Below are 11,918 nucleotides of genomic sequence, written 5' to 3'. Positions count from 1 at the left end.
GGCAGAGGCGTCGCCGTCGTAGGGGGGCAGGAAGCGCACCATGTCGGGCCGGTTGGGCGCTTCGACGCGCACCACGTCCGCGCCCAGGTCGGCCAGCATCATCGTGGCGAAAGGGCCGGGAAGGAGGGTGGTGAAGTCGAGTACTTTGAGAGTGGATAGAGGTTGAGCCACGTGACCCTCCACAACGCAAATACTATAAGGGTCGTGTTTGGTAGGTAAGCAGCTCCTCTGATGACAAGTTACCTGCATCAACCAGATGGTAGTGCCTTTCGCTTGTTATAGCGATCCCGTCTTCGGTGTTCTCGAATGCGAATAGCGCGATCAGGTCTGTACGTATGAATTTGGCGACCATGGGAATACAAAGCAATTCCGGGAACCTCTCACGGCACAGAGCGAGATCTTGTTCGATTTGGATTTGTCCAACTTGGTCTTTAGCACCCTTGGCCTGAACCGGAACCATGTAATGAACCCCCCGCCTGTCCAAGCCAATATATAGTTCGTCAGTCTCAACCTGGCCCACGCCAAGAACCGTCGTTCTAAGATGGTTCTGAAGAGAGTAGCATGTCAGCCCTGTAAACACGTCTATTAACCGGTTGTAGCGAAGCTTGGCCAAAAGGCTCTGTTCATCACTAAGCGCATAGCGTTTTACGACTCCGGGAGTGGCATCAAGTATTTTCGTCTCGACCAGTGATAGGTTCGGTTCGATAGTGATCTGCTTCACAAGAGCAAAGGCATAAGTAGCCCGGCCTGTTGCTCTTATGATCCATTGCCTTCCCGGTTGGGCTGTACTGACGATAGAACTTGGGAGCGCAGCGCGATAGCGAAAGGAGTAAAGAATGTCGCCGATATTCTTGGGTAAATTGATGCCCAATTGTTCGGCTGCTGTTTCGATGTCGATGCGAGAAAATGTCACTTCTTCCATTCCCTCGCGATAGTATTGGAGAAAGATGGCCTCGATTATACGGGTATAACGATTAAGTTTCTGCTCCGACATTTCACTTCTTGAATCCCGGCCACTTGAGTACCACGACTTCTTCACGAAGATCGACCTGCGTGGCGGTGGCAAAGCGTGTGCGAAATAGATCGATCCCTTCAACTTGATAATCGAGGCGTTCAGCTAGATCGGCCAGAAGCGCACCGGTCCGGATCATCACGCGTAGATACGATGCCTGATCCCCCACGACGTAGGCGAGCCGCGCGCCGGGCTTCAGCACCCGTCGTAATCCCGCCAGATGTCTGGCCATACCCCCAAAATACAGCTGCGTCACACGGGCATATTGCCTTTCGAAGCCGGAGTTCTTACCCAATTCAATTCGCCGTTGCTCGATCTCGTTGGCAAGGCGTTGGATTTCCTTGTGACTAACTACCCATTGCTCATCGTCGTCCGTACTGTAAACGCTCCTGGTATTGGAGCGCACCAGTTGCCTCTTGACTGTTTGGACGCCGTGAATGTCTTCAGCAAAACCGAGGATAATGCTCTCCAGACGGGTAGTACGAGTGTAGTCTTTTTCGTTTGGATAAGGCGGAGAGGTAATGACGGCGTCAACCGAACAAGCGGGCAAGATCGTGCCGATCTCGCGCGCATCCGTCAAATGTACATGTGTGGGGGGAAATGCTCGATCGTCTAGGCTGCGAAGATCGCGCACGATTCGATCAATCTCAATTAACCATGCGGCAATAACCGCGACGTCCTGCTTTTGCTTGCCAACACCTACTTCCGGACCGAACTTCAAGTTGCCGATCGTCGTGACAAGTGCCTTGCCCAGCGCCAACAGTCCATAGCGATAGAAAGGCGTATTGCTAAAGGCTTTGATGTTATCCAGTAGCACGAGGGTCTTGTGCAATGGCAGCGGACTGATCGAATTCTTGATCAGCGCCTTTTCGGCCGTGGCAGGCAGTTGGCGCAAAGGAATCGAATTGCCCTGGCTAATGATGTTGTCATCAAGACCTTGCTCCAGGAGCATCTTATAGGCGCTGTCCGCAACCTGGGTAGCTGCCGTCTCGATCTCTGTTGGTGAAACACTCCAATCTGTCTTGACGCTGCTGGCGAAGTGAGGAAATGGATTGGCCTCGGTTCCAATCCCATGAAGCTTTCCCAGCTTGGCTTCTACCAAGGTCGTACCTGTGCCACAGAAAGGATCGAGTAGCACATTGCCAGGATTTAGCGAAAAGCGATGGATGTACTCACGCACCAGATGCGGAGGATAAGAAAGGACGAAGCGATACCACTCATGGAAGGCGCGGTCTTCGACCTTAACGCTATTGGCGTTGTCGGATAACACCCGGCCATTTGTGTCCGATAACTCCAAAGGTAAGGGAGGCTGTATGTAGTTCGTCCACATGATACGATTATAGACCACAACTCTGCCGCCGGCAGCCGACCAATTGCCCTAACTCATGGTTGCATAGCCCCACTGATCGGCGCTTCCCACCCTACTGCCTTGTCCCGCTCCAGCAGCCGCGCCAGATTCTCGGCCAGATCGGGCGGGAACGGGCTGAGGCGACGCGTCTCCATGTCGGCGTGCGCTCCCAGCGCCTCGACCAGCGAGGCCAGGCGCTGCTGCGTTTCGTTGACCATGAAGGCCATGTAGTGGATGCGCTTGGCCGAATAGCCCAGCAGCCGCGCGTGGACGGCCACGCGGTCGCCCAGCCGCACCTCGGCCAGGTAGTGGATGTAGTGCTGAAGCGCGAAGCCGCCGCTGCGCCGCTCGCGGAAGTAACGCTCGTCCATGCCGAACGCGGCGAAGAAGGCCCACGCCGCCTCGTCGTAGAGGGCCATGTACCAGCGGATGTTCATGTGCCCCATCGCGTCCAGGTGGTCGGGCGTGATCTCCGCCCGGTGGAAGCAGGGCAGTTGGCGAACCTGCTCCACAGCCGGCAGCCGCTCAATCCGGCCGGTAGCGCCAGATGCCATCAGCGTCCTCCTCACAGGTGACCTGCCCGTCGCCGATGAGCAGGTCGAGATAACCGATGAGCATCCACAACCCCGCCAAACGCATGCTCGGCGGCTGGTGGGCGTACATGGCGTCGAGCAACTCCGGGACGGTCGCCAGCCCGGCGCGCACATAACCCAGGCACTCCGCCTGGCGCTCGCGGATGCGCCGGCGCTGTTTGGCGACGACGCGGCGGTGGTCGCCGAACGGCCGGCCGTGGCCGGGGTACACCATCGCCACGTCCAGCGCCTCCACCGCGGCGAGCGAGCGCAGAAAGAGCGGCAGCGCTGGCGCGCGCCGGCTCTCGCCCGGCGGCGGCTGCTCGACGACCGGCGTCGGGGTGACGGCCAGCAGCATGTCGGCCGACAGCAATTGCCGCGACTCCGGCTGGTGGAACACGGTCTGCATGCTGGCGTGGCCGGGGGTGTGGATGACCTGCCACGCCGTCCCGCCCATCTGGAGCACGCCGTCGGGCCGGAAGGCGACCAGCCGCTCGGCCGGCACGGGGTCTACCTGCGACGCCAAAGCCTGCATGCTCAGCAGCGTCGTCTCAATTGCTTCCTGGGGCAGGCCAAGGTGCAGCAAGAAGTCGTCGCGGTAGTAGACGAGCCGCTCTTGCCACTTCGCCGCCGTGGACAGCAGCCACGGCGCGCCCAGGTCGGACACCCATACCGTGGCGTCGCTCTCGGCGACGATGCGCCCGGCCAGGCCATAGTGGTCGACGTGGGCGTGGGTGATGACGACGCGGGACAGGTCGCGCACCGCCAGGCCGCGCAGGGCCAGCCCATCGACCAGTGCTTCCCAACAGGCAGCCGACTTGATGCCGGCATCGACCAGGACGGCCTCGGGGTGCTCGAACAGGTAGGCATTGACCGAGCCTACAGCCAGACCGGTCGGCAGCTCAATGCGAATCGGCTCCATATAGGGCCGTATTATCCGCTCATTCCGTGGCGCTGTCGAAACCTGTCGTAGGGGTGCACCTGCGTGTGCGTCCTGGAGCAGACGCGCAGGGGCAGACGCGCAGGGGCAGACACGCAGGTCTGCCCCTACAGGGTATGCGACGCCTTCGCCAAGAAGGTTGCAACTTCAATGTTTTAGCCCGTAAATGCTTGACAGTCCATTCTAAATCGGTTATAGCTACGTACTTGTAGGATGTCCCAATTACCTACACGGAGGAAAGAAGTCCAATGAAACGCATGTGGTTAAGATTGAGTTTGGTTTTGGTCGCCATGCTGGCGATCGTGGCTCTGGCAGCTTGCGGCGGCGGCACGACCGCGCCGGAAGCGGCTGAGCCGACCGCTGCAGCCGAAGTGCCGGCGGAAGAAGGAGCGGCTGAAGAGCCTGCTGGCGAAGTGTCCGGTCGCGTAGGCATCGTCCTGCCCACCAAGGACGAGCCGCGCTGGGTGCAGGATGAGACTCGTTTCCGCGAAGCGCTGGAAGCTGAAGGCTACCAAGTGGAAATCCTCTTCAGCCAGGGCGACTCGGCCAAGGAGCGGGCTAACGTGGAAGACCTGATCACCAAGGGTGTCCAGGTGCTCATCATCACCCCGCACGACGGCACCGCCGCCGCCGCCGCCGCCGAGGTGGCCAAGAACGCCGGCGTCAGCGTCATTTCCTATGACCGCCTGATCCGCGACACCGACGCGGTGAACTACTACGTCACCTTCGATAGCCTCGCCGTGGGCGCGCAGCAGGCGCAGTTCCTGGTCGATAACGCCGAGGGCACGGACAACCCGCTGTTCCTGTACGCCGGCGCGGCTTCTGACAACAACGCCTTCATTTTCTTTGAGGGTGCGTGGAAAGTGTTGCAGCCCAAGATCGCCGATGGCACCTTCCGCGTGGTGAACTCCAGCGAGGCGGTGGCCCTGCAGGATACGCTGGAACTGACCCGCGATCAGCAGTCCGCCATCATCAACCAGGTCACGACGAACTGGGATTTCAACACGGCCAAGAACCTGGCCGAGGCGAACCTGACCGCGGCCCCGGCCGAGGATAAGGGCGACGTCTTCATCCTGGCCCCGAACGACGGCACGGCGCGCGCCATTGCCGACGCTTTCGCCACCGATACGGACGTGACCAGCTTCCTCGTCACCGGCCAGGACGCCGAGAAGGCGTCGGTGCAGTACATCATTGACGGCCGTCAGTCCATGACCGTCTTCAAGGACGTGCGCACGCTGGTGAACGACGCCATCGCCGCCGCCGTGGCCCTGCTGCAAGGCGAGACGCCGAACGCCCAGGGCGCCTACAACAACGGCGTCATCGACGTGCCGGCCATTCAGTCGCCCGTGATCACGGTGACCCGCGACAACGTGCAGGAAGTCCTGATCGACGGCGGTTACTACACCGCCGAGGACTTCACCGGCCTGGAGTAAGCTCCTGAGCCGCAGGCCTGGAGCATGGCGCGCCGCTAACGGCCGCCACGCTTCCGACTGAACCTTAACCTGAGACCGCGGAGAGCGCAGGGGCGAGCGGATCGCCTTGTGTTCTCCGCGGTTGTCGTATCGGAACCAGAGCGCTCGCGGAACCCCCAGGATTCTCGGGCGCGTCGGCGAAATACCTCATTCTTGCGGAGCAGCCCATGAGCAACAAAACCATATTGGAAATGAGGAACATCACCAAGGAGTTTCCTGGCGTCAAGGCGTTGGACAACATCAGCTTCAGCGTCCAGGAAGGGGAGATCCATTTCCTGGTTGGGGAGAACGGCGCGGGCAAATCGACCCTGATGAAAGTGCTGAGCGGCGTCTACCCGTACGGCGACTACAGCGGCGAAATCTACCTCAACGGGGAGTTGCAGAAGTACGGCGGCATTCGCGACAGCGAAAAGGCCGGCATTGGCATCATCTATCAGGAATTGGCCCTCATCCCCGAGTTGGCGATATACGAGAACATCTTCCTCGGCAATGAGATTCGCAAAGGGATGCGCGTTGACTGGAACGAGACGATTCGCCAGGCCAACGCGATGCTGAAGAAGGTGAAGCTGAACGTCAACCCGGCCATCAAGATCGTCGAGTTGGGCGTCGGCAAGCAGCAGTTGGTCGAGATCGCCAAAGCGTTGAGCAAGGATGTGCGCCTGCTCATCCTCGACGAGCCGACTTCGGCCCTGAACGAAGGGGACGTGGACAACCTCTTCGACCTGTTGCGCGACCTGAAGAGCAACGGCGTCACCTGCATCATGATCACCCACAAGATGAAGGAGATCATGGAGCTGGCCGACTCGGTCACCGTCATCCGCGACGGCAAGTCCATCTGCACCCTGGACGCACACAAGGGGGAAGTGTCGGAGCAAGTGCTGATCAAGAACATGGTCGGCCGCGAGATCGACCACATCTACCCGCCCCGGACGCACGTGCGGTCGGACGAAGTGGTATTGGAGGTCGACAGCTGGGATGTCTATGACCCGGCCGTGGAGCGCACGATCCTCAAGAACAACAGGTTCAACGTCAAGCGGGGCGAGATCGTCGGCTTCTCAGGGCTGATGGGCTCCGGGCGCACTGAGTTGGCCCTGAGTATCTTCGGCAACCCGCTGGGCTATCGGGTCAATGGCGACCTCACCGTGAACGGCCAGAAGCGCCACTTCGGGCACCCCAAAGAAGCCATGAACGCCGGGGTGGCCTACGTCTCCGAAGACCGCAAGCGCAACGGCCTGATCCTCATCCAGGACGTGCGCGAGAACGTGACGCTGGCGAACCTGCGCGCGCTGGCCGAGCGCGGCGTCGTCAACAGCAACAAGGAGATCAAGGTCGCCAACGAATACAAGAAGTCGCTCAACATCAAGACGCCCAGTATCCAGCAGAAGGTCAGCAACCTGAGCGGCGGCAACCAGCAGAAGGTGTCGCTGGCGAAGTGGCTGTTTGTGGAGCCTAACATCCTCATCCTGGATGAGCCAACGCGCGGCATTGATGTGGGCGCCAAGTTCGAGATCTACACCCTGATGAACCGGCTCGTGGAGCAAGGCATGAGCATCATCATGATCTCGTCCGAACTGCCCGAAGTGCTGGGAATGAGCGACAGGGTCTACGTCGTATCGGCCGGCGAAATTACCGGAGAGTTGCCCATCGCCGAAGCCACCCAAGAGAAGATCATGCATCTGGCAACATTGAATTAAGGAGGCCGAAATGAGCGTCGCCAAAGATCTACCGGTTCGGGAACCCGATTCCAATTTCGTCAGCGATCTGCGACGAGTGCTGCGCCAGAACATCCGCGACTACGGCATGTTCATCGCCCTGTTTGTCATCTGGGGCATATTTTACTTTCTGACCGATGGTATTTTCCTTTCCGCCCGCAACCTCAGCAATCTACTCAACCAGTTTGGCTATATTGCTGTGTTAGGCATCGGCGTCACATTGGTCATCGTTATTCGCCACATCGACCTGTCCATCGGCTTTCTGGCCGGTTTCCTGGGCGCTGCGGCGGCTATCGCCATGACATTCTGGGGCTTGCCGGTGTGGGTCGTCGTGCCGTCGATCCTGATCATCGGGGCGCTGCTGGGCTTGCTCCCCGGCTACATGGTGGCCCAACTGGGCATCCCCGCCTTCGTAGCCACCCTGGCCGGCTTCCTGGTCTATCGCGGCGCAATTCTGGTCGCGACTGAAGGCTCCGGCACGATCATCATCTCCGACAGGGCCTTCAACGCCATTGGCAACGGCTTCATCCCGGACATCAGCGAGGGTGGACTGCATATCATCACGCTGGTCTTGGGCATTCTGGCTATCGTCCTGTTCATCTACAACGAGTTGAAGGGACGGCGCACCAAGCTGGCCTACGAGTTTGAAGTGTTGCCCATGAACATCTTCATCCTCAAGCTCGTCTTCATGGCCATCATGATCGGCGCGCTGACGTGGGTCCTGGCCAGTTACAACGGCCTGTCCTGGACGGTGGTGGTCTTGCTGATTGTGCTGGCGATCTACCACTTCATCACCACCCAGACCGTCCTCGGCCGCCACATCTACGCGGTTGGCGGCAACCCGGAAGCGGCCGAACTGAGCGGCGTCAACGTCAAGCGCATCACCTATCTCATCTTCAGCCAGATGGGCATGCTGGCCGCGCTGTCGGGCATGTTGTTCGCCTCGCGCCTCCAATCGGCCACGACGACGGCGGGCACGCTGTTCGAGCTAGACGCCATCGCCGCTTCCTACGTGGGTGGCGTCTCGGCTGCCGGCGGCGTGGGGCGCGTCACGGGCGCGGTCGTCGGCGCGCTGGTCATGGCCTCGCTCACCAGCGGCATGAACCTGATGGGCATCGGCATCTCCTACCAGTACATCGTTCGCGGTATCGTGCTGGCGCTGGCCGTCATCTTCGACGTAGCGACCCGCAATCGTTAAGAAAGAAGCTCACGCAAAGAGCGCAAAGAAGCCAAGGACGCAAAGGAAGATTAATTCTGCTTTGCGTACTTGGCTTCTTTGCGTTCTTTGCGTGAGCTCTTCTTATCCTGTGTTCTTTAGCCCCGACGCGATCCCGTTGATCGTCAGGAAAATCGTGTTGCGCAAGCTATCCGCCTCGGCGCTCTCTGGGTCGGGCAGGGCGCGCAGATGGCGCAGCAGGCTGACCTGGATGAAGTTCAGCGGGTCGATGTAGGGGTTGCGCTGGCGCACGGAGCGCTGGAGCACCGGGTCATTGTCGAGCAACTGCCGTTGCCCCGTCACCAGCAGCACCGAGTCGCGCGTCTCCTCGAAAGCCGCCGCAACCCGCCCATAGATTAACTCCCGCACCCGCTCATCCTCCACCAGTTCGGCGTAGCGCCGGGCGATGCTCATGTCCGCCTGGGACATGGAGACCTGCGAGTTGTCCAGCACGTTGCGGAAGAAGGGCCACTCCTGGTACATCTCTTGTAGCAGGGCCAGCCGTGCCGCGTCGCGGCCGAACGCGGTCAGCGCCGCGCCGACGCCATACCAGCCCGGCAGCACGTGGCGGCACTGCATCCAGCTGAAGCCCCAGGGGATAGCCCGCAGGCTCTCGAAGGTGGCCGCGCCCGTCCGGCGCGACGGCCGCGAGCCGATGCGCATCTGGCTGATCTCGTCCATCGGCGTGGCCTGGCTCCAGTAGAGCAGCAACTCCGGCGTCTCGTAGATCAGGGCGCGGTAGTCGCGATAGGACAGCGCCGCCAGTTCCTCCATCGCCGCCAGCCACTCCGGTTTGGGCCGGGCCAACAGGCGGCAGTGCTCCGGCGCGCTGGCGATGAGCGCGGCGTGGACGACCAGTTGCAAGTGGCGCTCGGCGATGGCCGGGTGGCTGTAGCGGTCGGCGATGACCTCGCCCTGCTCGGTGATACGGATGCGCCCGCCGACGGAGCCGGGCGGCTGGGCCAGGATGGCGCGATTGGCCGGGCCGCCGCCGCGGGCGATCGTCCCGCCCCGGCCGTGGAAGAGGGTCATCACCACGTCCTGGGCGCGGCAGGTGGCGGCCAGCGCCTCCTGCGCCTGGTATAGCTCCCAGTTGGCGGCCAGATAGCCGGCGTCCTTGTTGCTGTCGGAGTAGCCAATCATGATCGTCTGGCGGCGTCCGGCGCGGGCTAGATGGGGCGCGTAGCCGGGGTGGGCGAAGAGAGCCGTCATCACCTCCGGCGCGGCGCGCAGATCGGCCCGCGTCTCGAACAGTGGCGCGAAGGCCAGCCCTTCCGGCGCGCCCTCCCCGGCCAGACCGTGCCAGTAGGCCAGCAGCAGCGGGGCCAGGATGTCCTCCGGCCCGTGGGTCATGCTGACGATATAGGGGCCGAATAGCTCCGGCCCGTAGAAGTCCACGGCGCGCTTGACGATGCGGAACAGCTCCAGCGTTTCGCGCGTCTCGGCCGAGAGATCGTCGAAGCGGGTCAGGTCGGGGGCCGGGCGCTCCAGCATCTCGGTCAGCACGGCGGCCCGCGCCGGCCCATCCATCTGGCCGAAGCCATCGCACCAGCCGAGCCGGCCGAGCAGTTCGTCGAGGACGGCCGTGTTGTAGTCGCTGTACTGGCGCAGGTCGAGCCGGGCGGCGTGCAGGCCAAAGATGCGCGCCTGCCGCAGGCTGTGCTCCAGGTCGGCGCGGGCGATGTCGGCCATGCCGCCCTCGCGCAGCGCCCGTTCCATCAGTGACAGCGGCTGGAGCAGGTTCTCCATGCGCCGCATGCGCAGCGGCGGGTTGGCCTGCCCCTTCAGCCGGGCCACCATGTCGCCGGCCGACGCCTCGGCCAGGTCGGCCCCCAACTGCCCGGCGTAGAGGCGGAAGGTCTCGTTGGGGTAGCGGTCGCGCAGGAAGGCCAGGTGGCCCTTCAGTTCGCCGTACTCCGCCACCGCCTCCTCCAGCGCCTCTGGCACGTCGGCCAGCTTGTCGGAGATGCTCAGCGAGCGGTCGAGCAGGCGGGCGGCGGCGCGGTGCTTCTCGATGGCCAGGCCGCGGTGCAGGCGCAGTGTCTCGGCCGTCACGTCGGCGGTAACGTTGGGGTTGCCGTCGCGGTCGCCGCCGATCCAGGAGCCGAAGGTCAGGAACCGGTCGGGGGCGCGCAGGGCGGGATAGTGTTGGGCCAGCGCGTTCTCCATGTCCTCATAGACGGCGGGCAGCGCGTCCCACAGGGTCGTGTCGAAGTAGAAGAGGCCGGTGCGCACCTCGTCGGTGACGCTGGGGCGGGAGGTGCGGCTGCGGTCAGTGACCCACAGCAGCGTTACCTCCGACAGGATTTGATCGCGGATGGTCTGTTGCTCGGCTGGCAGCAGGTCGCGCACGTCCAGGTCGGTCAACGCCGCGGCGATACGGCGCAGCTTGGTCAGGATGGTGCGGCGCTTGGCCTGGGTGGGGTGGGCGGTGAAGACGAGTTCGATGTCGAGCCGGTTGAGCAGTTGGCGCATCTCGAACTCGTCCACGCCGGCGCGGCGCAGGGCGGCGATGGCCGCGGGGACGGACTCCGGCAGGGGTTGGGGGTGGGCGTCGCGCTCCCGCTCGCGCAGGACGCGGACGCGGTGCTGCTCCTCAGCCAGGTTGACCAGCTCGAAGTAGGTGGTGAAGCTACGGGCGACGAGCTCGGCCTCGTTTGGGTCAAGGCGGCCGACGATAGTGGCCAGCCGGCGGTCAATGGCCGGGTCGTCGTCCACGCGGCGGGTCTTGGCCAGGGCGCGGATGCGCTCTTCCAGTTCGTAGACCTCGATGCCCGCCTGCCGCCGGATGACGTGGCCGAGGATGTCGCCGAGGAGGTGGATGTCCTCGCTGAGCCGGTCCTGTTTCTCTCGTGATAGTGCCATAAGAAGATCTCACGCCAAGAGCGCAAAGAACGCCAAGAATTTTAGGTCTTTATAGACCATTGACAACGCGCTTGACCGCACGTTTGAATAGTGGGTCGCCGAAATTGATGAGAAGGCCCAGGCGTTTGTCAGCCAGCCGCAGGTAAGTCAGAAGTTGTTTCTGATGCACCGGAACAAGCGCCTCAACTGACTTCAACTCTACTATGACCTTGTCTTCCACCAATAGGTCAATTCGATAGCCAGCATCAACCCGCACTGAGTCGAAAAGCACTGGCAGCAGAACTTGTCGAGCTACATGTAGCCCGCGCTTCTGAAGCTCGTGACTCAGCACGGCCTCATAAGCGGATTCAAGCAACCCTGGCCCCAAGGCTTGATGTAGGTGATAAGCTACGTCTACCACTTGATGGGCAATCTCATTCTCCTCATTGGCATTGATTGGAGAACTTGGCGTTCTTGGCGCTCTTTGCGATCTTTGCGTGAGCCTCTTCGCCTCCCGATAAAGCTCATAATAGTAGAACGCGGTGACGGTCAATGAGTGGGTGATGCGCCCGGTGCGGATGAGGTCGGGGATCGCCGCCAGGGGGATTTCCTCGAACAGGATGTCCTCCGCCCCATCCAGTTCCACCGCGGCCACGGGCCGGACATCGAGCGCCAGGTAGGAGTGGCAGCGGTTGTTCAGAAAGGCCGGGTTCGGCGCGACCGTGCCCAGGTGGACGATCGCCTCCGCCTCATACCCTGTCTCCTCGCGCAACTCCCGCCCGGCCGACACCGACGGGTCGGC

10 protein-coding genes are annotated in these 11,918 nt (G+C 61.9%); 3 read left to right on the top strand and 7 right to left on the bottom strand.

The features are described 5' to 3' along the window. From ACE3UY_RS19865 to ACE3UY_RS19845, 5 genes are all read right to left on the bottom strand, one after another. Nucleotides 1–171, bottom strand: a 171-nt coding sequence (locus ACE3UY_RS19865; protein WP_374689218.1) for a CoA transferase, incomplete at its 3' end; no start/stop codon positions are given. Between the two features lie 22 nt (nt 172–193). Then, a complete protein-coding gene (locus ACE3UY_RS19860; protein ID WP_374689216.1) occupies nt 194–994 on the bottom strand; it encodes an endonuclease in 801 nt (266 codons plus the stop codon). A gap of 1 nt (nt 995) precedes the next feature. Next, nucleotides 996–2,342, bottom strand: coding sequence for a DNA methyltransferase (locus ACE3UY_RS19855; protein WP_374689215.1), 1,347 nt, complete (start codon nt 2,340–2,342; stop codon nt 996–998). A gap of 53 nt (nt 2,343–2,395) precedes the next feature. Beyond that, complete coding sequence (locus ACE3UY_RS19850) at nt 2,396–2,914, bottom strand: thioesterase family protein (protein ID WP_374689214.1); 519 nt, start codon at nt 2,912–2,914, stop codon at nt 2,396–2,398. After that, on the bottom strand, nt 2,886–3,854 hold the full coding sequence (locus ACE3UY_RS19845) for an MBL fold metallo-hydrolase (protein ID WP_374689213.1): 969 nt from the start codon (nt 3,852–3,854) through the stop codon (nt 2,886–2,888). The genes ACE3UY_RS19850 and ACE3UY_RS19845 overlap by 29 nt, the downstream gene beginning before the upstream one ends. Before the next feature lie 266 nt (nt 3,855–4,120). On the opposite strand from ACE3UY_RS19845, the gene ACE3UY_RS19840 reads away from it, so the two are divergent. The 3 genes from ACE3UY_RS19840 (at nt 4,121) to ACE3UY_RS19830 (ending at nt 8,254) form a co-directional block, all read left to right on the top strand. Continuing rightward, nucleotides 4,121–5,305, top strand: a complete 1,185-nt coding sequence (locus tag ACE3UY_RS19840) for a sugar ABC transporter substrate-binding protein (protein ID WP_374689212.1) — start codon at nt 4,121–4,123, stop codon at nt 5,303–5,305. A gap of 206 nt (nt 5,306–5,511) precedes the next feature. Then, entirely contained in the window at nt 5,512–7,038 is a 1,527-nt protein-coding gene (locus tag ACE3UY_RS19835; protein ID WP_374689211.1) for an ATP-binding cassette domain-containing protein, read from the top strand. Nucleotides 7,039–7,048: 10 nt separating this feature from the next. Continuing rightward, nucleotides 7,049–8,254 (top strand): sugar ABC transporter permease, encoded by a 1,206-nt coding sequence (locus tag ACE3UY_RS19830; protein ID WP_374689210.1) that lies wholly within the window; start codon nt 7,049–7,051, stop codon nt 8,252–8,254. A gap of 102 nt (nt 8,255–8,356) precedes the next feature. On the opposite strand, the gene ppc is transcribed toward ACE3UY_RS19830, so the two are convergent. Then, nucleotides 8,357–11,137, bottom strand: coding sequence for a phosphoenolpyruvate carboxylase (ppc, locus tag ACE3UY_RS19825; RefSeq protein ID WP_374689209.1), 2,781 nt, complete (start codon nt 11,135–11,137; stop codon nt 8,357–8,359). 49 nt (nt 11,138–11,186) lie between these two features. After that, nucleotides 11,187–11,573, bottom strand: coding sequence for a GxxExxY protein (locus tag ACE3UY_RS19820; RefSeq protein ID WP_374689217.1), 387 nt, complete (start codon nt 11,571–11,573; stop codon nt 11,187–11,189). Nucleotides 11,574–11,918: the final 345 nt, after the last annotated feature.

It is taken from the genome of Promineifilum sp. (SeqCode), assembly GCF_041918635.1.
GTDB lineage: Bacteria > Chloroflexota > Anaerolineae > Promineifilales > Promineifilaceae > Promineifilum.
Note: the sequence above shows the minus strand (reverse complement) of the source record. Positions and strands in the feature narration are given on the sequence as shown.